The sequence below is a fragment of the Duganella rhizosphaerae genome (assembly GCF_040364205.1).
Taxonomy (GTDB): Bacteria; Pseudomonadota; Gammaproteobacteria; order Burkholderiales; family Burkholderiaceae_D; genus Rugamonas; species Rugamonas rhizosphaerae.
Map to the genome: position 1 here is coordinate 23,019 of NZ_BPWK01000013.1, position 24,782 is coordinate 47,800.

At 62.4% G+C, this 24,782-nt stretch carries 25 protein-coding genes and 2 tRNA genes; 19 read left to right on the forward strand and 8 right to left on the reverse strand.

The window, feature by feature from the left end; translation table 11 throughout:
- The first annotated feature begins 15 nt into the window (after positions 1-15).
- Complete coding sequence (locus RUGAMON1_RS23740; protein ID WP_445232842.1) at positions 16-666, forward strand: CoA transferase subunit B; 651 nt, start codon at positions 16-18, stop codon at positions 664-666.
- A 51-nt stretch (positions 667-717) separates the two neighbouring features.
- Here the strand turns inward: RUGAMON1_RS23740 and RUGAMON1_RS23745 are convergent, their stop codons facing one another.
- The 3 genes from RUGAMON1_RS23745 to RUGAMON1_RS23755 all read right to left on the reverse strand — a co-directional run bounded on the left by RUGAMON1_RS23745 (position 718) and on the right by RUGAMON1_RS23755 (position 3,633).
- A complete protein-coding gene (locus RUGAMON1_RS23745) occupies positions 718-1,356 on the reverse strand; it encodes a M949_RS01915 family surface polysaccharide biosynthesis protein (protein ID WP_445232843.1) in 639 nt (212 codons plus the stop codon).
- A 73-nt stretch (positions 1,357-1,429) separates the two neighbouring features.
- Positions 1,430-2,788 carry a dicarboxylate/amino acid:cation symporter gene (locus RUGAMON1_RS23750; RefSeq protein ID WP_445232844.1) on the reverse strand — a complete coding sequence of 453 codons (1,359 nt, stop codon included), beginning with the start codon at positions 2,786-2,788 and terminating at the stop codon, positions 1,430-1,432.
- Positions 2,789-2,838: 50 nt separating this feature from the next.
- Positions 2,839-3,633 (reverse strand): 3-hydroxybutyrate dehydrogenase, encoded by a 795-nt coding sequence (locus RUGAMON1_RS23755; protein WP_445232845.1) that lies wholly within the window; start codon positions 3,631-3,633, stop codon positions 2,839-2,841.
- 134 nt (positions 3,634-3,767) lie between these two features.
- On the opposite strand from RUGAMON1_RS23755, the gene RUGAMON1_RS23760 reads away from it, so the two are divergent.
- The 3 genes from RUGAMON1_RS23760 to RUGAMON1_RS23770 are packed head-to-tail and all read left to right on the forward strand — an operon-like array spanning position 3,768 to position 7,283.
- Positions 3,768-4,646, forward strand: a complete 879-nt coding sequence (locus RUGAMON1_RS23760; protein ID WP_445232846.1) for an alpha/beta fold hydrolase — start codon at positions 3,768-3,770, stop codon at positions 4,644-4,646.
- A gap of 26 nt (positions 4,647-4,672) precedes the next feature.
- Entirely contained in the window at positions 4,673-5,023 is a 351-nt protein-coding gene (locus RUGAMON1_RS23765) for a RidA family protein (protein ID WP_445232847.1), read from the forward strand.
- Between the two features lie 7 nt (positions 5,024-5,030).
- Positions 5,031-7,283, forward strand: a complete 2,253-nt coding sequence (locus RUGAMON1_RS23770; protein WP_445232848.1) for a RelA/SpoT family protein — start codon at positions 5,031-5,033, stop codon at positions 7,281-7,283.
- Here RUGAMON1_RS23770 and gstA read toward each other — a convergent pair.
- Positions 7,280-7,888 carry a glutathione transferase GstA gene (gene gstA / locus RUGAMON1_RS23775; RefSeq protein WP_445232849.1) on the reverse strand — a complete coding sequence of 203 codons (609 nt, stop codon included), beginning with the start codon at positions 7,886-7,888 and terminating at the stop codon, positions 7,280-7,282. The two genes, RUGAMON1_RS23770 and gstA, sit on opposite strands and share 4 nt — an antisense overlap.
- A 93-nt stretch (positions 7,889-7,981) precedes the next feature.
- Here gstA and RUGAMON1_RS23780 point away from each other — a divergent pair, with 93 nt between their 5' ends.
- Positions 7,982-8,851: a LysR family transcriptional regulator gene (locus RUGAMON1_RS23780; RefSeq protein ID WP_445232850.1), complete on the forward strand. Its 870-nt coding sequence runs from the start codon at positions 7,982-7,984 to the stop codon at positions 8,849-8,851.
- Here RUGAMON1_RS23780 and RUGAMON1_RS23785 read toward each other — a convergent pair.
- The 3 genes from RUGAMON1_RS23785 to RUGAMON1_RS23795 all read right to left on the reverse strand — a co-directional run bounded on the left by RUGAMON1_RS23785 (position 8,787) and on the right by RUGAMON1_RS23795 (position 10,831).
- Positions 8,787-9,482 (reverse strand): CatA-like O-acetyltransferase, encoded by a 696-nt coding sequence (locus RUGAMON1_RS23785; protein ID WP_445232851.1) that lies wholly within the window; start codon positions 9,480-9,482, stop codon positions 8,787-8,789. The genes RUGAMON1_RS23780 and RUGAMON1_RS23785 overlap by 65 nt on opposite strands.
- A gap of 80 nt (positions 9,483-9,562) precedes the next feature.
- On the reverse strand, positions 9,563-9,784 hold the full coding sequence (locus RUGAMON1_RS23790) for a hypothetical protein (protein WP_445232852.1): 222 nt from the start codon (positions 9,782-9,784) through the stop codon (positions 9,563-9,565).
- A 96-nt stretch (positions 9,785-9,880) separates the two neighbouring features.
- On the reverse strand, positions 9,881-10,831 hold the full coding sequence (locus RUGAMON1_RS23795; protein WP_445232853.1) for a cation diffusion facilitator family transporter: 951 nt from the start codon (positions 10,829-10,831) through the stop codon (positions 9,881-9,883).
- Positions 10,832-10,972: 141 nt separating this feature from the next.
- Between RUGAMON1_RS23795 and RUGAMON1_RS23800 the strand changes: the two genes are divergently transcribed.
- From RUGAMON1_RS23800 to RUGAMON1_RS23855, 12 genes are all read left to right on the forward strand, one after another.
- Positions 10,973-11,049, forward strand: a tRNA-Val gene (locus RUGAMON1_RS23800).
- Between the two features lie 57 nt (positions 11,050-11,106).
- Positions 11,107-11,183, forward strand: a tRNA-Val gene (locus tag RUGAMON1_RS23805).
- 208 nt (positions 11,184-11,391) lie between these two features.
- The gene (thrS, locus tag RUGAMON1_RS23810; protein ID WP_445232854.1) at positions 11,392-13,299 is read left to right on the forward strand and encodes a threonine--tRNA ligase; all 1,908 of its coding nucleotides are present in this window, start codon (positions 11,392-11,394) and stop codon (positions 13,297-13,299) included.
- Between the two features lie 19 nt (positions 13,300-13,318).
- Positions 13,319-13,858: a translation initiation factor IF-3 gene (infC, locus tag RUGAMON1_RS23815; RefSeq protein WP_081632419.1), complete on the forward strand. Its 540-nt coding sequence runs from the start codon at positions 13,319-13,321 to the stop codon at positions 13,856-13,858.
- A gap of 275 nt (positions 13,859-14,133) precedes the next feature.
- Positions 14,134-14,331 (forward strand): 50S ribosomal protein L35, encoded by a 198-nt coding sequence (gene rpmI, locus RUGAMON1_RS23820; RefSeq protein WP_081632420.1) that lies wholly within the window; start codon positions 14,134-14,136, stop codon positions 14,329-14,331.
- Between the two features lie 21 nt (positions 14,332-14,352).
- Entirely contained in the window at positions 14,353-14,712 is a 360-nt protein-coding gene (rplT, locus tag RUGAMON1_RS23825; protein ID WP_026334467.1) for a 50S ribosomal protein L20, read from the forward strand.
- 104 nt (positions 14,713-14,816) lie between these two features.
- Positions 14,817-15,836: a phenylalanine--tRNA ligase subunit alpha gene (pheS, locus tag RUGAMON1_RS23830; protein WP_008449402.1), complete on the forward strand. Its 1,020-nt coding sequence runs from the start codon at positions 14,817-14,819 to the stop codon at positions 15,834-15,836.
- A gap of 66 nt (positions 15,837-15,902) precedes the next feature.
- A complete protein-coding gene (gene pheT, locus RUGAMON1_RS23835) occupies positions 15,903-18,329 on the forward strand; it encodes a phenylalanine--tRNA ligase subunit beta (RefSeq protein WP_445232855.1) in 2,427 nt (808 codons plus the stop codon).
- 165 nt (positions 18,330-18,494) lie between these two features.
- Positions 18,495-18,842, forward strand: a complete 348-nt coding sequence (locus tag RUGAMON1_RS23840) for an integration host factor subunit alpha (RefSeq protein WP_008449399.1) — start codon at positions 18,495-18,497, stop codon at positions 18,840-18,842.
- A gap of 16 nt (positions 18,843-18,858) precedes the next feature.
- Positions 18,859-19,275 (forward strand): MerR family transcriptional regulator, encoded by a 417-nt coding sequence (locus tag RUGAMON1_RS23845; RefSeq protein WP_332851566.1) that lies wholly within the window; start codon positions 18,859-18,861, stop codon positions 19,273-19,275.
- Positions 19,276-19,418: 143 nt separating this feature from the next.
- Positions 19,419-20,051: a response regulator gene (locus tag RUGAMON1_RS23850; protein WP_445232856.1), complete on the forward strand. Its 633-nt coding sequence runs from the start codon at positions 19,419-19,421 to the stop codon at positions 20,049-20,051.
- A gap of 119 nt (positions 20,052-20,170) precedes the next feature.
- Positions 20,171-21,727, forward strand: a complete 1,557-nt coding sequence (locus RUGAMON1_RS23855; RefSeq protein ID WP_445232857.1) for a CHASE3 domain-containing protein — start codon at positions 20,171-20,173, stop codon at positions 21,725-21,727.
- Here RUGAMON1_RS23855 and RUGAMON1_RS23860 read toward each other — a convergent pair.
- A complete protein-coding gene (locus tag RUGAMON1_RS23860) occupies positions 21,624-22,430 on the reverse strand; it encodes a Crp/Fnr family transcriptional regulator (RefSeq protein WP_445232858.1) in 807 nt (268 codons plus the stop codon). The genes RUGAMON1_RS23855 and RUGAMON1_RS23860 overlap by 104 nt on opposite strands.
- Positions 22,431-22,647: 217 nt before the next feature.
- Here RUGAMON1_RS23860 and RUGAMON1_RS23865 point away from each other — a divergent pair, with 217 nt between their 5' ends.
- Together RUGAMON1_RS23865 and RUGAMON1_RS23870 are read left to right on the forward strand one after the other, a co-directional pair.
- Complete coding sequence (locus RUGAMON1_RS23865; RefSeq protein WP_445232859.1) at positions 22,648-23,328, forward strand: response regulator transcription factor; 681 nt, start codon at positions 22,648-22,650, stop codon at positions 23,326-23,328.
- A complete protein-coding gene (locus RUGAMON1_RS23870) occupies positions 23,321-24,700 on the forward strand; it encodes a sensor histidine kinase (protein ID WP_445232860.1) in 1,380 nt (459 codons plus the stop codon). The genes RUGAMON1_RS23865 and RUGAMON1_RS23870 overlap by 8 nt, the downstream gene beginning before the upstream one ends.
- Positions 24,701-24,782: the final 82 nt, after the last annotated feature.

Consider the following 24,782-nt stretch of genomic DNA (forward strand, 5'->3'; position numbering starts at 1 on the left):
ACATCGGAGATTACTATGGCATGGACTCGTGACGAAATGGCCGCGCGCGCGGCGAAGGAATTGCAGGACGGTTACTACGTCAACCTCGGCATCGGCTTGCCGACCCTGGTGGCGAACTACGTGCCGGCGGGCATGGAAGTGTTCCTGCAATCGGAAAACGGCTTGCTGGGCATCGGCCCGTTCCCGACCGACGATGAAGTCGACGCCGACCTGATCAACGCAGGCAAGCAGACCGTGACGGCGCTGCCGGGCGCGGCCTACTTCAGCTCGGCCGACTCCTTCGGCATGATCCGCGGCGGCAAGATCAACCTGGCGATCCTGGGCGCGATGCAGGTGTCGGAGCAGGGCGACCTGGCCAACTGGATGATACCGGGCAAAATGGTCAAGGGTATGGGCGGCGCCATGGACCTGGTGGCCGGCGTCAAGCGGGTGGTGGTGCTGATGGAGCATGTCGCCACCGCCAAGGATGGCTCGACTTCGCACAAGCTGCTGAAGAAATGCGACCTGCCGTTGACCGGCGTCGGCGTGGTCGACCTGATCGTCACCGACCTGGGCGTGATGGAAGTGACCCCTAAGGGCTTGAAGCTGACCGAGCTGGCGCCTGGCGTCACCAAGGAGCAGATCCAGGCCGCCACTGGCGTCGAGCTCGATACCTCGGCCGTGTAAGCGGATCCGGGACCCAATCAAGGCACGCTGCGGCGTGCCTTTTTTTATGCGTCAATCGCGCTGCCGGACCAGCGCTTTCCAGACGGCGTCGAGGTGCTTCTTGTAGGCGGCGTTGGCCGGTTGCAGCAGGGCCGGGTCGTACTGGCGCTTGCCTTCCAGCGCGGGCGCGTTGTCATGGAATTCCAGCTCCCCCCGTATCGCCAGCTTGGTGGCGCCCTCGCGCAGGATCACCTTGACGGTGGAGTAGTCGACACCGCCGCTGCAAAACAGTTTATACGGTATGGTGACTTCGCTGCGGCCGTCGTGGTTCAGGTCGCTGATGCGGATGGCGGAGAGCACGAAATCGGCGTAGTGGTCCAGGATGGGGCAGTCGACATGGTCGCGCACCGTCCACTCGACCAGCCAGCGGCCGTCGTTGCGGCCATAGTAGGCGGCCGCCAGTTCGATGTAGTCGTCGTCGCGGTCGGAATTTTCCATCTGCGAGCGGCCGGCCTTGCGGCTCAGCACCAGCAGGTGTTCGCCGTCGCGGTCGTCGATGCGCTTGGCGTCGACCAGTTTGCCTGTATAGCCGATGTGGCGCGCGGCCAGGTAGATGGCGTCGACCTTGGGCGCCGGTTCGGCGGCGCTGCCGACGCCGCTCGCCAGGCACAGCAGCGTGGCGGCAGTGATGCGGAAGGATGTGCTTGTCATTTCCCGAATATATATGAAAAACGCCCCGCAGGCCGTCATGCAGCGTGCGGGGCGTGGCCGGGGCAAAGGTTGATCAGTGCGCGTGGCGGGTCAGCGGTTGCAGGTCGGGGTCGGTCACGGTGGAGCCCGGATTGTTCAGCTCCTTGTGCAGCGTGTCGTGGTTCAACTCTTTTTCCCAGTGCGATACGACCACCGAGGCGACGCCGTTGCCGACGAAGTTGGTCAGCGCGCGGCATTCGCTCATGAAGCGGTCGATGCCCAGGATCAGCGCCATGCCGGCCACCGGGATGGTCGGCACCACGGCCAGCGTCGCCGCCAGTGTGATGAAGCCGGCGCCGGTAATGCCGGACGCGCCCTTGGAGGTCAGCATCGCCACGCCGAGGATGGTCAGTTCCTGCGTCAAGGTCAGGTCGGTGTTGGTGGCCTGCGCCACGAACAGCGCGGCCATGGTCATGTAGATGTTGGTCCCGTCCAGGTTGAACGAGTAGCCGGTCGGGACCACCAGGCCCACCACGGATTTGGAACAGCCCAGGCGCTCCAGCTTGGTCATCAGCGAAGGCAGCGCGCTTTCCGACGAGCTGGTGCCCAGCACGATCAACAGTTCTTCCTTGATGTAATTGATGAACTTGAAGATCGAGAAGCCGGTCAGGCGCGCCACGGTGCCCAGCACCACCACCACGAACAGGAAGCAGGTCAGATAGAAACAGCCCATCAGCGTCGCCAGCGGTTTCAGCGAAGCGATGCCGTATTTGCCGATGGTGAAGGCCATCGCGCCGAAGGCGCCGACCGGCGCGGCTTTCATGACGATGCCGACCACGCCGAAGATGGCGGACGACAGGTCGTCGATCAGCTTGGTGACCGGCTTGCCGCGCTCACCCAGCAGCGACAGCGCGAAGCCGAACAGGATGGCGATCAGCAGCACTTGCAGGATGTCGCCCTTGGCGAAGGCGTCCACCACGGTGTTCGGGATGATGTTCATCACGAAGTCGATGGTCGACTGGTGCTTGGCTTTTTCCGTGAATTCGGCGATGGACTTGGTGTCCAGCGTGGCCGGGTCGGCGTTGAAGCCGGCGCCGGGGCGGATGATGTTGGCCACGAACAGGCCGATCACCAGCGCGAAGGTGGAGATTACCTCGAAATACAACAGCGCCTTGCCGCCGACGCGACCGATCTTCTTGATGTCCTGCATGCCGGCGATGCCGGAGACCACGGTGCAGAAAATCACCGGTGCGATGATCATCTTGATCAGCTTGATGAAGCCGTCGCCGAGCGGTTTCATGCTGACCGCGTCGGATGGGTAGAAGATGCCTAACAGGATGCCGCAGGCGATGGCGAACAACACCTGCACGTATAGAATTTTATAAAACGGCTTTTTCACGGGGTCTCCTCGCGTTCTGGTGAGGAAGTCATCATCCGTCAAAATAAGAGACATCACTATTGTGGTTAACCGCATTCACAACAGTGATATCCCTTATGTAAGACTTATTGGGCCACCCAGCCGCCGTCCATGTTCCATGCGACGCCCCGTACCTGTTTCGCCGCGTCGCTGCACAGGAACACCGCCAGCGCGCCCAGCTCCTCGGGCGTGACGAACTCGCCGGACGGCTGCTTGTCGGCCAGCAGCGCCCGCTTGGCGTCCTCGTTGCTGATGCCGTCCTTGGCGGCGCGGGCGTCGACCTGCTTTTGCACCAGCGGCGTCAGCACGAAGCCGGGGCAGATCGCGTTGACGGTGACGCCGGTGGTGGCGGTCTCGAGCGCGCTGGCCTTGGTCAGGCCGAGCAGGCCGTGCTTGGCGGCGACATAGGCCGACTTGCCGGCCGACGCCACCAGCCCGTGGGTGGACGCCAGGTTGATGATGCGGCCCCAGTTGTTGGCGCGCATGCGCGGCAGCACCAGGCGCGAAGTGTGGAAGGCCGAGGTCAGGTTGATGGCGATGATGGCGTCCCATTTCTCGACCGGGAAGTCTTCGACATTGGCCACATGCTGGATGCCGGCGTTGTTGACCAGCACATCGATGCCGCCGAACTTGTCGCCGGCGAAGGCGATCATGTTCTCGATCTCGGCCGGCTTGGACATGTCGGCATTGTGGTACGCCACCTGCACGCCGAATTCCCTGGCCAGGTCGGTTTGCAGCTGGGCGATTTCGGCGACGTCGCCGAAACCGTTCAACAGCACGTTGGCGCCTTCCGCCGCCAAGGTGCGGGCGATGCCCAGGCCGATGCCGGACGTGGAACCTGTCACCAGCGCTGTTTTACCGCTCAAAGTCTTGTTTGCCATAGTGTCCTCTGGAGGGTTGGAGATTAAAGTGGTGCTGCGCTACACTTCGGTAGGATTTTAAGCGCAACGCCCGGTAAAATGGTATTTCTAAACAGCATTGCACAAATCACTATAAAAACCACCAAGGAAGTCGCATGTTCGAAGCAAAAATAAAGTCTGTTCAATGTCTGTCTCTGGCTGGTTTGCACCGCATGTCGTACAAGGAATGGGGCGACGAGAGCAACCCCAATGTGCTGCTGTGCGTGCACGGCGTGACGCGCGTCGGCGACGACTTCGACAACATGGCGCGCGCGCTGGCCAACGACTACCGCGTGATCTGCCCGGACATCGTCGGCCGCGGCCGCTCGGGCTGGCTGAAGAACCCGCAGCTGTACCGCGTTCCGCAATATGTTAGCGACATTGTCACCTTGCTGGCGCGCGTGCTGCCTGACGGCGAACAACAGCAGGTCGACTGGTTCGGCACCTCGATGGGCGGCCTGATCGGCCTGGGCCTGGCCTCGTTGCCGGACAACCCGGTTCGCAAATTGATCCTCAACGACATCGGCCCGGTGCTGGCGCCGATGGCCTTGCAGCGCATCGGCGACTACATCGGCCAGGACCTGCGTTTCGACACCTTCGCCGAAGCGGCCAAGTTCATCCGCGATGTCTCGCTGACCTTCGGCCAGCACACCGAGGAGGAATGGCATAAACTGGCGAGCGACGTACTGCGCCAGGACAAGGACGGCAAGTGGGTGCGCCATTACGATATGGGGCTGGCCCTGCCGTTCCGCTCCGCCACGCCGGAATCGGCCGCGGCCGATGAAGCGCTGCTGTGGTCCGCCTACGATGCGATCCGCTGCCCGACCTTGCTGGTGCGCGGCGCCGAGTCGGACCTGCTGTCGGCGGAGACGGCGGCGCTGATGACCCAGCGCGGCCCCAGGGCCACGCTGGTGGAAATCGCGGGCGTCGGCCACGCACCGACCTTTTTCCACGACGACCAGATCGCGATCGTCAAGCAATTCCTGTTGGGCTAAATTCAAGTAGAGTAGAGAAGAAGAGTATGGAAATCAAACGACTGCATGTAGGCAAACGCTTGTCCGAAGTGGCCATCCACAACGGCACCGTGTATCTGGCGGGCCAAATCGCCGACGACAAGACGCTGGACATCCAGGGCCAGACCCGCGAAGTGCTGGGTCATATCGACCGCCTGCTGGCCGAAGCCGGCAGCGACAAAACCTGCATCCTCAGCACCACCATCTACATCGCCGACCTGGCGGACTTCGCCGGCATGAACGAAGAGTGGGACGCCTGGGTGCCGAGCGGCCACACGCCGCCGCGCGCCACCGTGGAAGCCAAGCTGGCCGATCCGGCATGGCGGGTAGAAATCATCGTCGTCGCCGCACAGCGCTAGGGGCACCATGGTTTCCATCACCGCGCTCACGAGCGCAACGTCGGAGCAGCTGGTCCAGGGCCTGACGCCCGACGACAGCGCCCGCATGCTGTCGGCGCTGGACTTCGCCAGCGGCGCCTATGGCGACAAGCTGTGCGCCAGCGGCCAGCCGGCGATCGACTTCGCGGTCGGCGTGGCCGGCACGCTGGCCTTCATGCGCACAGACGTCGAGACCCGCATCGCCGGCCTGATGTTCGAGCTGACCTTGCTCGACACCGCGCAAGCGCCCATCATCGAACCGCGTTTCGGCCAGGAGGTCAGCGACCTGGTGGCCGGCGTGCGCCAGCTGATACGGCTGCGCGAACTGACGCAGACCCAGGGGCCGCAAGGTACCGTCGCGCGCGGCCGCAACGCCGCGCAGATGGCGGTGGCGCAGGTTGAAACGCTGCGCAAGATGCTGCTGGCGATGGCCTCCGACATGCGGGTGGTGCTGGTGCGCCTGGCGTCCTGCGTGACGACCTTGCGCTACTTCGCCGACATCAAGCTGTTCAACGACATGACCTGCGCCTACGGTCGCGAAACGCTGGACCTGTACGCGCCGCTGGCCAACCGGCTGGGGATCTGGCAGCTCAAGTGGGAGCTGGAGGACCTGTCGTTCCGCTTCATCGAGCCGGAAGCGTACAAGCGCATCGCCAAGATGCTGGAAGAGAAGCGCATGATGCGCGAAGGCTTCGTCACCTCGGCGATCGAGCGTCTGCAATCGGAAATGGCGGCGGCCGGCATCCAGGCCGAAGTGTTCGGCCGGCCCAAGCACATCTACTCCATCTGGAGCAAGATGAAGGGCAAGGAGCTGGACTTCACCGACCTGTACGATGTGCGCGCCTTCCGCGTGATCGTGGCCGACGTCAAGACCTGCTACACGGTGCTGGGCGTGGTGCACAACATCTGGACCCCGATCCCGAAGGAATTCGACGACTACATCTCGCGGCCGAAATCGAACGGCTACCAGTCGCTGCACACGGTGGTGACGGCGGAAGACGGCCGGCCGCTGGAAGTGCAGATCCGCACGCAGGAAATGCACAGCTTCGCCGAGTACGGCGTGGCGGCGCACTGGCGCTACAAGGAGGAGGGCGGCTCCAACTTCGCCGGCCAGAAGTACGATGAAAAGATCGCCTGGCTGCGCCAGCTGCTGGCCTGGAAGACTGACGTCGCCGACGCGGTGGTCGGGCAGGAAGAGCAGCAGCGCGAGTGGGTCGAGAAGCTCAAGTCCGCCGCGCTGGACGACCGCATCTTCGTGCTGACGCCGCAGGCGCGCGTGCTGGAACTGCCGGTCGGCGCCACGCCGGTCGACTTCGCGTACCACCTGCACAGCGACGTCGGCCATCGCTGCCGCGGCGCGCGCGTGGACGGCGTCATGGTGCCGCTGAACACGCCGCTGAAGAACGGCCAGACCTGCGAGATCATTACCGCCAAGGGTGCGCCCGGCACGGCGGGCCCGTCGCGCGATTGGCTCAGCGACGAGTACACGGTGGCCACGCGCACGCGCTCGAAGATCCGCGCCTGGTTCCACGCCATCGACATGCAGGAAACGCTGTCGCACGGCCGCGCGATGGTGGAGAAATCCCTGCAGCGCGAAGGCAAGACCGCGGTCAACCTGGAGGCGCTGGCCAACAAGCTGGGCTTCGCCAAGGTCGACGATCTGTTCCTGTCGGTGGGCAAGGATGAATTCAGCCTGCGCCACGTCGAGCAGGCGCTGCACGACACCGGCGAGCCGGCCGAGCCGGAAGACGCGGTGGTGCTGGGCAAGAGCAAGGCGTCCAGCGTCGACCAGGGCGCCAAGTCCGGCGTGCTGGTGGTGGGCACCGATGGCCTGATGACGCAGCTGGCCAAGTGCTGCAAGCCGGCGCCGCCGGACGGCATCGTCGGCTTCGTCACGCGCGGCAAGGGCGTGTCGATCCACCGCACCACGTGCAAGAACTTCGCCGAGATGCGCGCCAAGGCGCCGGAGCGGGTGATCGTCACGGAGTGGGGGCGGGCGGTCTCGGACACCGTCTACCCGGTCGATATCTTCATCCTGGCGGGCGACCGCCAGGGCCTGCTGCGCGACATTTCCGAGATCTTCTCGCGCGAAAAGATCAACGTCATCGGCGTCAACACGCAAAGCGCCAAGGGCTTTGCGCGCATGACCTTCACGGCGGAGATCGGCGCCACCGCGCAGCTGCAGAAAGCGCTGAACGCCATCGCCGAAGTGAGCGGCGTGCAGGAAGCCCGCCGCGCTTAAGGAGCCTCGGCTTCAGCCCGTAGCGCCGCCTGCACCGACGGGCGGGCGGCGATACGGCTTTCGTAGGCGGCGACGGCGGGCCAGTGGTTCAGGTCCATGTCGAAGAACTTGAGCCAGCCCAGCACCGTGTACAGGTAGGCGTCGGCGATGCTGAACCTGTCGCCCAGCAGATAGGCTTGCCGTTGCAGCGTGGTTTCCAGCAGCGTCACGCGCTTTGCCAGTTTGTCGCGGAAGATGGCGCCTGCTGCTTCCGGCAAGGCGCTGTTGAACAGCGGCGCCGCGCCGGCATGGATCTCGCTGCCGATGAAGCCCAGCCATTCCTGCAGCCGCACGCGCTGCCAACTGCCCGGCGGCGGCGCCAGCTCGGTCGCCGGCTTCAAGTCCGCCAGGTATTGCACGATGGCCGAGCCTTCGGTCAGCACTTCTCCATTCTCCAGTTCCAGCGCCGCGACATAGCCCTTCGGGTTGATGCTGCGGAAGTCCCTGCCGTCGGCGGTCAGCTTGGTTTGGTTGTCGACCCGTGTCAGTTCGTAGGTCAGCCCCAGTTCCTGCAACACGATGTGCGGCGAGAGCGAGCAGGTGTGCGGTGCGAAATATAGCTTCATGTCGAACTCCATAAAAACGATGAGGTCTCACTGTAGGTATCCGCTGCTTGGCTGTAAAATTAATGCTTCATAAATCAGACATCAGATTTTCTAATGATGAATTTATCTCATTGGCGCGTGCTGGTCGCGGCGGCGGACGCGGGCAACATCTCGCGGGCGGCGGAGCAGGTCGGCATCACGCAGTCCGGCGCCAGCCAGGCGATCACTCATATGGAGGCGTCGCTGGGGGCGCCGTTGCTGGTGCGCGATCGACGCGCAGTTGGCGTCACCGCGTTCGGCGAGCAGGTGGTCGGGCATGCGCGCGCGATGCTGGCGCAGTTCGACGCCATCCGTTCGCTGTCGCACGCCGCGCAAGGCTTGCATGCGGGGCGCATCCGGCTGGCCAGCTTTCCATCCGTGCTGACTACGGTGTTGCCGCCCTTGTTGAATGCTTTCAAGCGCCGCCATCCCGGCATCGAGGTCGTGGCGCTGGAAGGGACGGACGAAGAGGTCGAACAGTGGCTGGCGGCCGATACGATAGAGCTGGGCGTGGTGCTGAACCCGGCGCCGCAGCGGCAGGCGGTCGTGATCGGGCGCGATGCATGGGTGGCGGTGCTGCCGTCGCATCATGCGCTGGGGCGGCGCTCAAGCGAGCAGGGCGTTACGCTGGATGAACTGGCTGGTCAGCCTTTCGTGCTGGCGACCGGTGGCTGCGCGGTCAACGCACAGAGCCTGGCCGAGCAGGCGGGCTTGATGCTGTCGGATATCCGTGTCACGGTGCGTGACCTGGGTAGTGCGGCGGTGTTGGTGAGGGAAGGGTTGGGCCTGTCCATCATTCCCGAGTCCGCGCTGCCGGAAGACAGGCGCGGCCTGCGCGTCATGCAATTGGAGCCGCGCCGGTATCGGGAATTTGGCCTCGTCAGTTCGCAGGCGGGCCTTGCATCGGCCGCCGTGCAAGCTTTGCTTGATGGTCTTGGCCGATGATGTGAGCCACCCGCGCTGCGATGGCCTGCGCCAGCAGGTGCACGTGGTAGCCGTCGACGAAACCATGGTGGGCCAGCACCGACATGTTCACCATCAGTTTGCCGTCGCCGCGCGGATCGCTGAAGCGGCCCCAGGCCACCGATGGGATGTCGTAGCTCTTGTGGTGGTAGATCGGATGCTCGATCGCCACCAGCTTCAGCCACGGCATGCAGGTGATGTGGATGTTGCGTTTCTTTTCCAACGGGCTCAAGGCCTCGGTGGTGTTGACCAGCACGTCGCTGGCTTCGGCGAACTGCTTCGCTGCCACGCTGCGTTCAACGAATTCCTGTAGATCGGACGAGCGCGTGAAGCGCGCGAAGTTGACGTTCTTGTCCTGATTGAGCACCGTGTACGAGGCCATGAAATCGTCAATCTTGATGACTTCGCCTTCGTAGATGCGGTACATGAAGTTGTCGATCTCCTTGAGCGAGTTCAGCACGCAGTACAGGAACACGTGGAACGGCGGCAGCTGTTGCGCTTTGCAGAACGGCCGGAAGTCCGGCACCTCCAGCTCAAAGCTCAGGTTGACCAGCGGGTTTTCAAAGGAAGCAAAGGCGTTGTAGCGGTCGCGGCGTTTTTCAAAATTATGCATGTGGATGGGTCTGGTGAGTTATTGGATGTTGCCGCAATCGTCGCGCAGCCAGCGCGCGCTGATGGTGCCCATGGGGGCTTCTACCGAGTAGGCTTTATTGCCGTAAAAATGAACGTGACTTTCGATGGATGCGCCGGGTCTGCTTCCTTGCACTGCATGGTCACGACAGCGATGTCTTCACCCTGTTGCGTGATAGTGGGCGGGCAGTGTTCTTTCTGTTGTTCCTGTTCGGCAGCCATGCGCGCGGCTTCCTGGGCTGTCATGCAATGCTGCGCGTTCATGACGCCGTCGGGCTTGCTCACACAAGCCCGGGCGCGGCGCCTGCTGCGCGGAGGCGCCATAGGAGGCCAGGCATGCGGCGGTCAGGAACATTTTTTTTGCAAACACGATGTGCTCCTTTATTTGGGCTGGGTTTCGACTTCCGCTTGCAGCGTGATGTGGTCGATGCCGTGCTTTTCCAGCAGCATGGCCTTGATGGCTTGCAGGATATCGGGCCAGCGGGCCAGGTCGGTGATTTCCACGTGGCCGATCAGTGCCGGATGGCCGGGCGACATGTCCCAGACGTGCAGGTCGTGCACCGAGCGGACGCCATCGATTTTTCCCAGGTCGGCGCCGACTTGCAGATAGTCGATCTGCTCCGGCACGCCGCCCATCAGGCAGTGATAGGACTCGCGCAGCACGTCGATGGTGGATTTCAAAATCAGCAGCGCGACGAAGATCGACAGCAGCGGATCGATCTGCATCCAGCCGGTGTAGTAGATGACGGCGCCGGCGATCAGCGCGGCCACCGAACCCAATAAATCGCCGATCACATTGACCAGCGCGGCGCGCGTATTCATATTGCTGTCGCCGCGCGACAGCATGTAAGCCAGCACCACATTGATCAGCAGGCCGATGGCGGCGACGATGAACACGGTGCCGCCTTGCACCTGCTCCGGTTTGGAGAAGCGCTGCGCCGCTTCAAACACGATCCAGCCGACCAGCAACAACAGCACCAGGCTGTTGACGAAAGCCGCCAGCGCCTCGGCGCGGCCGAAACCGAACGAGTGCCGTGCCGACGGCGGCCGCTTGGCGATCAGCTGCGCCAGCAGCGCCAGACCCAGCGCGGCGGCGTCGGTGACCATGTGGCCGGCGTCGGAAATCAGCGCCAGCGAGTTGGACATGAAGCCGGTAACGACCTCGACCACGGCGAATCCCAGCGTCAATAGCAGCGACCACGCCAGCACGGATGGGCTGCGGTGCACATTGAAGTGGGCATGTTCGGCATCGCCGTCGCGGTGTTCGTGCAGGTGGGCGGAAGGGGAGGGAGGCAGCTCTACGCTAGTGTTGGTGCGGGTTTCGGCTTGCATGGGCTGCTTGTTGTGGTGGGAACCGCCATAGTTTAAAGGATGTCGATGACTCGCGCATCGCGTCCTCATAGTGCATTTTGTAAATGTTTCCGATTTATGCCCTTGTTTTTCTCCGAATCGCTCTCTATAATGCTGGTCTTCGGGCGGTTAGTTCAGCTGGTTAGAATACTTGGTCGACATCCAAGGGGTCGCAGATTCGAATTCTGCACCGCCCACCAGATTACGTAGCACAGTAGTAAAAGCGCAGTAAAATAGCAGTACAGAGCAGTACCCCCGGGCGGTTAGTTCAGCTGGTTAGAATACTTGGTCGACATCCAAGGGGTCGCAGATTCGAATTCTGCACCGCCCACCAGAACATGTAAGAGCGAGAAAGGCAATCCGGTTATGACACCGCGAACTACTACCAAGCTTTGGGAGTGACGCTAGTCGATTGGGATTCTTTTGCTCAAAAAAAGAGAAAACGCGGCTAGCCCGCGTTTTTTTTTCGTCCGCATTTTTATTATTCGTGTTTCAACAGTTTTTTACCACTACCTGGCGCCTGCGCCGAAATGGAGATCGTTATGCTTTCAGTTCGCCTTCCTGATGGTTCTGCCCGTGAATTCGACGGCCCAGTCACCGTTGCACAAGTGGCGTCCAGCATCGCTACCAGCCTGGGCAAGGCCGCACTGGCCGGTAAGGTCGATGGCAAAGTGGTGGATACCTCTTTCCTGATCGAGAAAGATGCCGATCTGGCCATCATCACCGACAAAGACCCTGAAGGCCTGGACGTGATCCGCCACTCGACCGCCCACTTGCTGGCCTACGCCGTCAAGGAGCTGTTCCCCGATGCGCAAGTGACCATCGGCCCGGTCATCGAAAACGGTTTCTACTACGACTTCTCGTACAAGCGTCCGTTCACGCCTGACGATCTGGTCGCCATCGAAAAGAAAATGGCCGAGCTGGCCAAGAAGGACGAGCCGGTCACCCGCAAGGTGCTGCCGCGCGACGAAGCCGTCGCCTACTTCAAGTCCATCGGCGAAGCCTACAAGGCCGAGATCATCTCGTCGATTCCCGCCGACCAGGACGTGTCGCTGTACACCGAAGGCAGCTTCACCGACCTGTGCCGCGGCCCGCACGTGCCGTCGACCGGCAAGCTGAAAGTATTCAAGCTGATGAAGCTGGCCGGCGCCTACTGGCGCGGCGACAGCAAGAACGAAATGCTGCAGCGTGTCTACGGCACCGCCTGGGTCAAGAAGGAAGACCAGGAGCAGTACCTGTTCCAGCTGGAAGAGGCGGAAAAGCGCGACCACCGCAAGCTGGGCAAGCAGCTGGACTTCTTCCACTTCCAGGACGAGGCGCCGGGCCTGGTGTTCTGGCATCCGAAGGGCTGGACCATCTGGCAGCAGGTTGAGCAATACATGCGCAACAAGTACCAGGTCAACGGCTACCAGGAAGTGAAGGCGCCGCAGATCCTGGACTCCAGCCTGTGGGGCAAGACCGGCCACTGGGACAACTACCGCGAAAACATGTTCGTGACGGAGTCGGAAAACCGCTCCTACGCGCTGAAGCCGATGAACTGCCCGGGGCACGTGCAGATCTTCAACAGCAATATGCGTTCGTACCGCGACCTGCCGCTGCGCTACGGCGAGTTCGGCCAGTGCCACCGCAACGAGCCTTCGGGCGCGCTGCACGGCATCATGCGCGTGCGCGGCTTTACCCAGGACGACGGCCATATCTTCTGCACCGAAGAGCAGATCGAGCCGGAAGTGGTGGCTTTCCACACGCAAGCGATGGAAGTCTACAAGGACTTCGACTTCAACAACATCGAAGTCAAGCTGGCGCTGCGTCCGGACAACCGCATCGGCACCGATGAAGTGTGGGACGAGGCCGAGGACGCGCTGCGTTCGGGCCTGCGCGCCTGCGGCGTGAGCTGGACCGAATTGCCGGGCGAGGGCGCGTTCTACGGCCCGAAGATCGAGTACCACCTGAAGGATTCGCTGGGCCGTCCATGGCAGGTCGGCACGATGCAGGTCGACTTCTTCATGCCGGAGCGCCTGGGCGCCGAGTACGTGGCGGCCGACAACAGCCGTCAGGTGCCGGTCATGCTGCACCGTGCGATCGTCGGTTCGATGGAGCGCTTCATCGGCATCCTGATCGAGAACTACGCGGGCGCCTTGCCGGCGTGGCTGGCGCCGGTGCAGGTATCGGTGTTGAACATCTCCGATGCGCAGGCCGAATATGTGGCGCAAGTGGCTGAAAAGCTGCGCCGTAGCGGGTTCCGCGTGCAGACCGATTTGCGCAACGAGAAAATAACCTATAAAATACGCGAACATTCCGTCCAAAAACTGCCCTACATTCTTGTAGTCGGCGATAAAGAGCGGGATGCCAATACCGTGGCTGTGCGGGCACGGGGCAATGTCGATTTGGGCGTCATGTCCATCGATGCCCTGATCGAGCGACTTCAGCAAGACGTCGCCAACAAAGCCTGATCGCACAGTTCTTCATTAGATTTTAAAAGGAATCACCATAGCTACTGACAAGTCGCATCGCATCAATGGCGAAATCACTGCCCCTGAAATGCGTTTAAGTGGGGTCGATAACGAGGCTCTCGGTATCGTGACTTTGGCCGAAGCCTTCCGCCTGGCGGAAGAAGCAAACGTCGACCTGGTCGAGATCGCGCCTACCGCGGTCCCACCAGTGTGCCGTTTGATGGACTACGGCAAATTCAAGTATTCGGAGCAGAAAAAGGCTCACGAAGCGAAATTGAAGCAGAAAATCATCGCCGTGAAGGAAGTCAAGTTCCGTCCGGGCACCGATGACGGCGACTACAATATCAAGCTGCGCAACCTCATCAAGTTCCTCGATGAAGGCGACAAAACCAAGATCACGCTGCGTTTCCGCGGTCGTGAAATGGCGCACCAGGATATTGGCTTCCGTATGCTGGAACGCCTGAAGGCCGATCTGGAGCCGTACGGCCAGGTCGAGCAGTTCCCGAAGATGGAAGGCCGCCAGATGATCATGGTCCTTTCGCCTAAGAAAAAGAAGTAACCCCGTAACGGTCCCGAACGGGTTCGCCGTTTCGATTTTGGGGTCTGACCCCGTACGGGGTCAGACCCCGCCTCGCCGGGGTAGAAGGGCGCCATGCGGCGCCCTTTTCAATTTCTAGTGCAGAATTGCAGCATCTGGTCTATAATTGCCGGCTGTTGTAATGTAGTGGACTCGCATCTGCTGCAAAAACAAGTGAAAGCAGGCATCTAAGTGTGACGTAGTGTCGCCACCTGCAATCCTGTTTGATATGGAGCTACCCCAAAGGGTAGATTGCTATGCCAAAAATGAAAACCAAAAGCTCCGCGAAAAAACGTTTTCGCGTGCGTCCAGGTGGTACTGTTAAGAGTGGTCACGCTTTCAAGCGCCACATTCTGACCAAGAAGACCACCAAATCGAAGCGCCAACTGCGCGGTATCACGAACGTTGATGCGTCTGACGTGAAGTCCGTCATGCGCATGATGCCAACCGCTTAATCTCACAACTAAGGAGTTACTATGCCTAGAGTAAAACGTGGGGTTACAGCTCGTGCCCGTCATAAAAAAGTATTAAACATGGCCAAGGGTTACCGCGGTCGTCGCAGCAAGGTATACCGTGTTGCCAAGCAAGCAGTTATGCGCGCTGGCCAATACGCTTACCGCGACCGTCGTAACAAGAAGCGCGTCTTCCGCCGTCTGTGGATCGCTCGTATCAACGCCGCTTCCCGTGAGCATGGCGTGACGTACAGCGTCTTCATGAATGGTCTGAAGAAAGCTTCGATCGAACTGGACCGTAAAGTCCTGGCCGATATGGCAGTGATGGACAAGCCAGCGTTCGCTGCGATTGTCAACGCTGTGAAAGCAAAAATCGCTGCTTAATACGCATTGATTTGGACGCGCGATCCCGGCAACGGGTCCGCGACTGAGAACGGGGCAAAGGTTGAAACCTGTGCCCCGTTTTTGATTGAGGATAAGAAAAACGCATGGACTCCCTGGAACAACTCGTCGCCTCAGCAGTGCAGGATTTCGACGCGGTCAAAGATGACGCCGCCGCACTGGAAAACGCCAAAGCCAAATATCTGGGCAAGACCGGCCAGATCACCGAATTGATGAAGGGTCTGGGCAAGCTCGATCCTGAAGCGCGCAAGGCGCAGGGCGCCCTGATCAATGCTGCCAAAGGGCAGATTGAAGCGGCGCTGACGGCCCGGCGCGATGCGCTGGCCGACGCCCAGATGCAAACCCGTTTGAACGCCGAGGCCATCGATGTCTCGCTGCCTGGCCGCGGTCGCGCCGGCGGCGGCATCCACCCGGTGATGCGGACCTGGGAGCGGGTGGAAGAGATCTTCCGCTCGATCGGTTTCGACGTGGCCGACGGCCCCGAGATCGAAAACGACTGGACCAACTTCACGGCGCTCAACAGCCCGGAAAACCATCCCGCCCGTTCGATGCAGGACACCTTCTACATCGAAGGCAACGACAGCGAAGGCAAGCCGCTGCTGCTGCGCACGCACACCAGCCCGATGCAGGTGCGCTACGCCCGCAGCCACACGCCGCCGATCAAGGTGATCGCGCCCGGCCGCACCTACCGCGTCGACAGCGACGCCACCCACTCGCCGATGTTCCACCAGGTCGAAGGCCTGTGGATCGCCGAGAACATCAGCTTCGCCGACCTCAAGGGCGTGTACCTGAACTTCGTCAAGGCCTTCTTCGAGACCGACGACCTGCAGGTGCGCTTCCGTCCGTCGTATTTCCCGTTCACCGAGCCGTCGGCAGAGATCGATATCGCCTTCGGTTCCGGTCCGCTGAAGGGCCGCTGGCTGGAGATTTCCGGCTCGGGCCAGGTGCATCCGTCGGTGGTGCGCAACTTCGGCCTCGACCCGGAAAAGTACATTGGCTTCGCCTTCGGCTCCGGCCTGGAGCGCCTGACGATGCTGCGCTACGGCGTCAGCGACCTGCGCCTGTTCTACGAAGGCGACCTGCGCTTCCTGAAGCAGTTCAACTAACAATAACGAAACGGTCGAGCGCCGCAGTGCGTGCGCTCCCGTCGGACTATCTTTGAAGGCTTGATTATGCAATTCTCCGAAAACTGGCTCCGTACCATGGTCGATCCGAAGATGACTTCGGACGAACTGGCCCATCTGCTGACGATGTCCGGCCTGGAAGTGGAAGAAGTCGAAGCCGTGGCGCCGCCGTTCTCCAACGTGGTCGTCGGCCACGTGCGCGACATGGCCAAGCATCCGAACGCGGACCGCCTCAACGTCTGCCAGGTCGATGTCGGCACCGGCACCCTGCTCAACATCGTTTGCGGCGCGCCCAACGTGCGTCCTGGCCTGAAGGTGGTGTGCGCAATGGCTGGCGCGATCCTGCCGCCCGGCGCCGATGGCAAGCCGTTTGAAATCAAGGTTGGCCAGCTGCGCGGCGTCGAGTCGCAGGGCATGCTGTGCTCGGCCAAGGAACTGAAACTGTCGGAAGAGGGCAGCGGCCTGCTGGAACTGCCGGACGACGCGCCGGTCGGCCAGAACTTCCGCGACTACTACGCGCTCAACGACCTCAAGTTCACCATCAAGCTGACCCCGAACAAGGCGGACTGCCTGTCGGTGCTGGGCGTGGCGCGCGAAGTGTCGGCGCTGACCGGCGTCGCGCTGCATGTGCCGTCGTTCCGTCCCGCCACCGTCAACAGCGCCGAAGTGCTGCCGGTGAAGATCTCGGCACCGGACCTGTGCGGCCGTTTCTCCGGCCGCGTGATCCGCAACCTGAACGCCAAGGCCGCCACCCCGGACTGGATGAAGCAGCGCCTCGAGCGCAGCGGCCAGCGCTCGGTGTCGGCGCTGGTGGACATCTCCAACTACGTGATGCTGGAGCTGGGGCGCCCATCCCACGTGTTCGACCTGGCCAAGATCCACGGTGGCCTGAATGTGCGCTGGGGTAAAGCCGGCGAAACGCTCAAGCTCCTGAACGGCAACACCGTCACCGTCGACGAATGGGTGGGCGTGATCTCGGACGACAAGGAAATCGAATCGCTGGCCGGCATCATGGGCGGCGACGCCACGGCCGTCTCGCTGGAGACCGAATCGATCTACCTGGAAGCGGCATTCTGGTGGCCGAGCGCCATCCAGGGCCGCGCCCGCAAGTACAACTTCTCGACCGACGCCGCGCACCGTTTCGAACGCGGCGTCGACTACGCGACCACGGTCGAGCACATCGAGCGCATCACCTCGCTGCTGATCGAAATCTGCGGCACGCCGACCACGCAGGTCGGCCCGGTCGACGACCAGATCGTCAACCTGCCGAAGCGCGCGCCGGTGCAGATGCGCACCGCCCGCGCACAGAAAGTGATCGGCGTGGCGCTGGACGATAAAACCATCGCCGACATCTTCACCCGCCTGGCGCTGCCGTTCACGCTGGCCGATGGCGTATTCTCGGTCACCTCGCCGTCGTACCGCTTCGACATCGAGATCGAGGAAGACCTGATCGAGGAAGTCGCGCGCGTCTACGGCTTCGAGAACATTCCGACCGTGGCGCCGGTGGCCGCCAACACCATGATCATCGCGCCGGAAAATACCCGCTCGCTGTTCGCGGTGCGCCACCAGCTGGCCGACCTGGGCTTCCAGGAAGTGGTCAACATGAGCTTTGTGGATGCGGCCTGGGAACAGGATTTCGCCAATAATTCCAACCCGATCAGGCTGCAGAACCCGATCGCCAGCCAGATGAACGTGATGCGTTCGACGCTGATCGGCAGCCTGGTGGCCAACGTGCGCTACAACCTGAACCGCAAGACCAGCCGCGTGCGCCTGTTCGAGATCGGCGCCATCTACCTGCGCGACGACAGCATTCCGGATGGTCCGCTGACCGTGGCCGGCTATCACCAGCCTAAGCGCGTGGCCGCCATGGCCTACGGCAACGTGGCCGACGAGCAGTGGGGCCAGGACAACCGCGCGGTCGATTTCTTCGACCTCAAGGCCGACCTGGAGCACCTGTTCGCGCCGCTGTCGCTGCGCTTCGTCAAGGCCGAACATCCGGCGCTGCATCCGGGCCGCTCGGCGCATGTGCTGCTGGACGGCAAGGTCATCGGCTTCATCGGCGAGTTGCACCCGCGCTGGCTGCAAAAGTACGAGCTGCCGCACGCGCCGGTGGTGTTCGAGGTGGATGCTGTTGCTTTACAGCAACGACCTGTGCCAGAATACGCGGAAATCTCCAAGTTCCCAGGCGCCACGCGCGATCTGGCGGTGGTCGTCAAGCAAGACGTTCCGGCGCAGGATTTGCTGGACGCATTTAATGCTGCTGTGCAAATGAGTCCACAGGGCAAGATCGTGCAAGCCATTGTTTTGTTTGATGAATATCGTGGCAAAGGACTGGAGGCGGACGAAAAATCGCTTGCTTTCCGCTTTAGCTTGCAAGATACTCAAAATACGCTGCAAGACGATGTGGTGGAGGCTGTGATGGCCGCCGTCGGCGATGCCGCCAAGCAAAAACACGGCGCCCGTCTGCGTACCTGAGCTGACAGCCAAGATTGTTGTAAAATCATTATTTGTTGACCATTTGGGAGTCCGGCCTTTGCCGGACTCATTCGTTCTTAGATAAGGCAGGGCAGGAAAATTAATAATAACGACGTAGATTCCGCCGTACTCCAATCCGCATTGGCTGCCGATTTGCATCGGGCCATGCAGGTGGCCAAGGTACGCCAGGATGCAGAAAAAGATTTGCCTACGCTGACCAAGGCGGAGCTGGCCGAGCTGTTGTTCGAGCAGGTCGGCCTGAACAAGCGCGAGGCCAAGGATATGGTGGAAACCTTCTTTGACGAGATCCGCAACGCGCTCGAGCGTGGCGAGGCCGTCAAGCTGTCCGGTTTCGGCAATTTCCAGCTGCGCGACAAGCCGCAGCGCCCGGGCCGCAACCCGAAGACCGGCGAAGAAATTCCGATCACGGCGCGCCGCGTGGTGACTTTCCATGCCAGCCAAAAACTCAAGGGCATGGTCGAAGAGACTAATCCGATGGCGCGCGCCGCCTGAGTGGGACTGAGCCGTGATGAATGACCGCCTCGCCAAATCCGAACTGGTTGTGCTGCCGCCGATCCCGGCCAAGCGCTATTTCACGATCGGTGAAGTGAGCGAGCTGTGCGGCGTCAAGCCGCACGTGCTGCGCTACTGGGAGCAGGAATTCACGCAGCTCAAGCCGGTCAAACGGCGCGGCAACCGCCGCTACTACCAGCACCACGAAGTGCTGTTGATACGCCGCATCCGCGAGCTGCTGTACGAACAGGGCTTCACCATCAGCGGCGCCCGCAATAAGCTCGACAGCCGTGCGTATGATGCCGCGGCGGCGGAGTATGATGGCGGTTTGGCTGTCAACGGCGCGCCGGCGGCGGACGTTCCTGCTCCGTTGGACCGGGAAATGATACGCGGCGAATTGCTGGCAATATTGACATTGCTCAAGCAATCCTAGCTTGTACTGCTGCCGCGTGCTGCTGCTAGCCGCATGATTGCTGCTATAATTTCAACATTATTCACATCAGCTACGCTGATAGACGGTGGCGTGAAGTCCGGTGGGGCCTATGGCGCAACAGCCGGACAATACGAGGGGAAACAATGATACGCGTTGCCATTTGTGACGACCATCAGATAGTTAGAGCAGGCTTCAAACAGATTTTTTCGTCGTCGGACGATTTCGACGTGGTGGCCGAAGCGGGTACCGGGCGCGAAGCGTTGGAAATCGCGCGGCGCGAGATTTGCGACGTGCTGTTGTTGGACATCGCCATGCCCGACCAGAGCGGCATCGATACCTTGCGCACCATCCGCCAGGGCCAGCCCGATCTGCCGGTGTTGATACTGTCCGGTTATCCGGCGCAGCAGTACGCGCTGAACCTGTTCAAAATGGGCGCCAACGGCTACCTGAACAAGGAATGCGAGGCCGACGAGCTGATCTCGGCGGTGCGCACCGTGTACCAGGGCCGGCGCTATGTCAGCTCGACCGTCGGCGAACTGCTGGCGCAAAGCTTCGACCGCGATCCGAACACGGCGCTGCATACGGAATTGTCGGACCGCGAGTTCCAGGTGTTCCTGCGCCTGGCGCGCGGCGCCACCGTGTCGGACATCGGCGTGGCGCTGTCGCTGAGCATCAAGACCGTCAGCACCTACCGCACCCGCATCATGGAAAAAATGGGCATGCAGTCGAATTCCGACTTGACCTATTACGCCATGAAAAACAATTTGTTGGACTGATCCCACGGGGCGCGCACCATTGCGTGCTCCAAAAGCATCGCTTCCCTCATCGGTCTATAATTCGGCTAGTGTGGCGTATGTCCGCCCCGGATTAAACCTTGTGAAGGAAACTCATCAGGATGTATTTCACTGTCGAAACAGCGCCGCATCACCGCCTGCCGCTGTACAAGACCGTCTTGTGCGTGACCTGTGCGCTGCTGCTGATCGTCAACGGATTCAGCCTGTTCCACAATTTGCAAGCCCTGCGCGGCGCCCAGGTCCAGCTGGGCCAGACCGCGCGCGTGGCGGACCGCCTGCAATACCTGAACGTGCTGGTGCTCGATGCCGAAAGCAGCATGCGCGGCTATTTCCTGTCCGGCCGCGACGCCTATCTGGGTCCCACCAAGACCGCGCTGGCCGAAACCGAGATCGAATTCAAGGAACTGGACAAGCTGCTGGCCGATAGCCCGTCGCAGCTGAAGAACCTGGCGCAGCTGCACACGCTGGTGCGCCGCCGCCTGTCCATCATGAGCCAGGCCATCGACGTCTACCGCGAGGGCGGGCTGGAAGAGATCGTCAAGATCGCCAAGCTCAGCGATGGCCGCGCCAGCATGGACGAGATCCGCCTGCAAGTGGTGATCATGGAGCAGGAGCAGAACGAGACGCTGGTCTCGCGCAGCACCATGTTCTACCAGGAATACCAGAAGGCGGTGCTGCTGGGTATGGGCATCAACGCCCTGGCCATCATGGTGCTGGTCATGTTCTATCAATTGGTGCGCCGCAGTTTCGCCAACCGCGCCCAGGTCGAGCACGCGCTGCAAAGCGCCAATGAAAACCTGGAATCGCAGGTCGAGCAGCGTACCGAGCAGTTGTCGGTGCTGTCGCGCCACCTGATCAGCATCAGCGAGGAAGAGAAGGTCAGGTTGTCGCGCGAGCTGCACGACGAGCTGGGCGCCAACCTGACCTCGATCAGCATGGACATCGCCGCCGTCACCCAGCAATTGCAGAAGACCGATCCCGAACTGGCGGCGCAGCTCAAGCGCGCCCGCGCCACGCTGGTGGAAACGGTGGAAATGAAGCGCCGCATCGTCGAGAACCTGCGACCCAGCCTGCTCGACAACCTGGGCCTGTGCGCCGCCATCGAAAGCTATTGCAGCGAATTCAGCCGCCTGGCCAAGGTGCGCTGCGATTGCGACGTCGACGCCGATATCGAAGGCGCCGCCCGCCAGTCGGGCGACCTGTCGATCGCCTTGTTCCGCATCGTGCAGGAATCGCTGACCAATATCCGCAAGTACGCCAAGGCCAGCCGCGTCACCGTCACCATGAGTCTGAGCCCCGGTGGCCTGATGCTGCGCATTATCGACGACGGCATCGGCATTGCCTCCAATACCATCGTCAAGCCGATGTCGCATGGTCTGCTGGGGATGCGCGAGCGCGCCTTGCTGTTGGGCGGCACGCTGACGATACGCCGCGGCCGCAATGACGCCGGCACCTGCATTGAAGTTTCCATTCCCTTGCGCAATCGCGTGCCGACCGAAGAGCGCCGCGCCGACGTGGGCGCGGCGACGCTGCCGCCGGCCATCAGCGAAGTGCTTAGCTCCGTGCTACATCCACCAGCAGACGGTCGTATTCCGTCTTCGCCACCTTGTAGCATTCACCCGCATACGCCTCCAAGCCTGAGCGATCAAGCACAGTGATGTTGCCGCGGCGGTAGGTGATCAGGCCGTCGTCCTGCAATTTGCCGGCGGCGGCGGTGATGCTTTCGCGGCGCACGCCCAGCATGATGGAAATCATTTCCTGCGTGACCTTCAACTCGTTCGATGGCGAGCGGTCCAGGCGGTCCAGCAGCCAGCGGCACAGCTTTTGTTCGATCGAGCTGTGGCGGCCGCCGACGGCGTTCTGCGCCATCTGCGCGAACAGCGCGGTGTTGTAGCGCATCAGCAGCGCGGGCAGGGCGCCGCCCTGGTTGAAGGCGTCGCGCAGGTGCTGGGCTTTCATGCGGTAGCCGTAGCCGGCCGCCTGCACCACGGCGCTGCACATGGCGCGCTCGCCCTCGAACAGCGACACGCCGACCACGCCTTCGTGTCCGACCACGGCGATCTCGGTGGTGGCGCCGTCTTCCATCACGTACAGCAGCGAGACGATGGCGGTGGTCGGGAAATGCACGTAGTCCATCGCGCCGCCGAATTCAAACAATTCTTTGCCGAAGGGCAGGGTCACCAATTCCAGGTGTTCAAACAGCGATTCCAGCACGTCGCGTGGGAGTGCGGCCAGCAATTCGTTCTGCAGGGTGCCGCTGTAGCTGACAACAGGCCGGGACGCAACCTTGAATTCTTTCGCCTTCATCGCCATGCGTGGCGCTGGGGTTTTGTCGGTTGCGTTAAGTTGGGTGTTGTTCATTTTGTTCCTCACAATCTGGCTATACAAGAGCACCGAAGGCTTGCTTCAGTGTTGCCATCACTTTAGGGGCTTTGTTAGATTGCGAACATAAGAGGAGGGGACGCACAAATGTAGGCTTGCAACATGGCACTTTGTAGGTCTGGTCCTACACGGGCTCTATTTTTCTGTGGAGGGCGCGTGCATAATGCACAAATCGAATTCGAACGGCGCACAGAACATGCATGTACTTGTGGTGGAAGATGACGCCGTCCTGGCCGATGGCCTGAGCCGGGTGTTGAGCGGCCACGGCATGGCGGTCGAGGTGGTCGGCAACGGCACCCAGGCCGACGCGCTGCTGCAGCGCGCCGAGCACACCGAGGTGGTGGTGCTCGATATCGGCCTGCCCGGCATCGACGGCTTCGAGGTGGTGCGGCGCCTGCGCGCGCGCGGCAGCCAGGTGCCGGTGCTGCTGCTGACGGCGCGCGACGCCATCGAGGACCGGGTGCGCGGCCTCGAGCTGGGCGCCGACGATTACCTGGTCAAGCCCTTCGCCACCGCCGAGCTGGTGGCGCGGCTGCGCGCGCTGGCGCGCCGCAACACGCCCAAGCCGACCGTGCTGGCGCTGGGCGACCTGGCGCTGGACATGTCGGCCAAGCGCGCCCGCGTGCGCGACAAGACCATCGAGCTGTCGGTGCGCGAATGGGCGGTGCTGGAATACCTGTTGCAACACGGCGCGCGCGTGGTGTCCAAGCAGCAGATCATCGACGCCATCCTGCCCTGGGGCGACGACCTGACCCTGAACGCGGTGGAAGTCTACATCTCGCGCCTGCGGCTGAAGATCGCCGACGCCGGCGTCTCGATCCGCACCATCCGCGGCTTCGGCTACATGCTGGAGCAAACCCCGCCGGCGCATGAATAGCATCCGGCTGCGGCTGCTGAAGTGGCTGATCGTCCCGATCCTGCTGATCAACCTGGCCGGCGGCGCGCTGACCTATATGCTGGCCTGGCTGCCGGCCCAGCTGGCGTTCGACCAGGGCTTGTCCGGCGCCGCCGCCGCGCTGGGCGCGCGCCTGAGCGCGGACGGCGGCCAGCTGCGCATCGACTTGCCGCGCCAGGCCGAGCAAGTGCTGCGCAGCGACGACACCGACGCCGTCTACTTCGTGGTGCGCGACGCGGCCGGCCGCACCATCGCCGGCGACGCCGATTTTCCAGCGCTGCCGCGCGCGGCGGCCGACGGCGCGACGTCGGACTACAAGCCGGCCGCGGCCTTCGACAGCAGCTTGCGCGACGAGGCGGTGCGCGGCGTGGTCTTGCGCTTGAGCTTGCCGGTGGCCTCGGGCGCGCCCGTGCAGGCCGCCATCGGCGTCGCCAAGACGCTGCGCAAGCGCAACCAGGTCCGCCTGGCCGTGGTGCGCGCGCTGGTGTTGCTCGAATCGCTGTTCGCGCTGACCTGCGTCGGCCTGATCTGGTTCTCGGTCGGCAACGGCCTGCTGCCGTTGAACCGCCTGCGCGCCGGCCTGAACGCGCGCGACGGCGACGACCTCGAGCCGATCGCGGCGGCGCAGGTGCCGTACGAACTGGAGCCGGTGGTGTCCGCCTTCAACGGCCTGCTGGACAAGGTCAGCCAGGGCGCCCACGCGCGCCAGGAATTCCTGGCCAATGTGGCGCACCAGCTGCGCACGCCGCTGGCCGGCCTGAAGACCCAGCTCGAATGGCTGGGCGCGCGCCACGCCGAGCCGGAGACCGCGCACTCGCTCAAGCTGATGTTGTCGGCCACCGAGCGCATGATACGCAAGACCAACCAGCTGCTGGCGCTGGCCCGCGCCGAGCCCGGCCACTTTGAAAAAACCCGGCTCGAGCCGGTGGCGCTGGACGCGCTGGTGGAAGTGGCGATCCAGTCCTTCGTCGACCAGGCCACGCTCAAGGCGATCGACCTCGGCTTCGATCTGCAGCCGGTCACCATCGTCGGCGACCGCTTCCTGCTGCGCGACCTGATCGACAACCTGATCGACAACGCGATCCGCTACACGCCGCCGCGCGGCACGGTGACGGTGGCCTGCCGGCCGGACGGCGAGGGCGGCTGGCTGAGCGTCGAGGACAACGGCCCCGGCATTCCGCTGGCCAGGCGCGAGCAGGTGTTCAGCCGCTACGTGCGGCTGGACGACCGCACCACCGGCAGCGGCCTGGGCCTGGCCATCGTGCGCGACATCGCCACCGTGCACGGCGCCAGCCTCACCGTCGCCGAGGGCGCCGGCGGCCGCGGCGCGCTGTTTTCCGTGCACTTCCGCTAGTTAATTGCGCCTTTTCGCCGCTGTCAGGAATTTGTCAGCATTTCCTCAGGGAAATGCAAGCTTGGCCCGCTACACTCCAGTC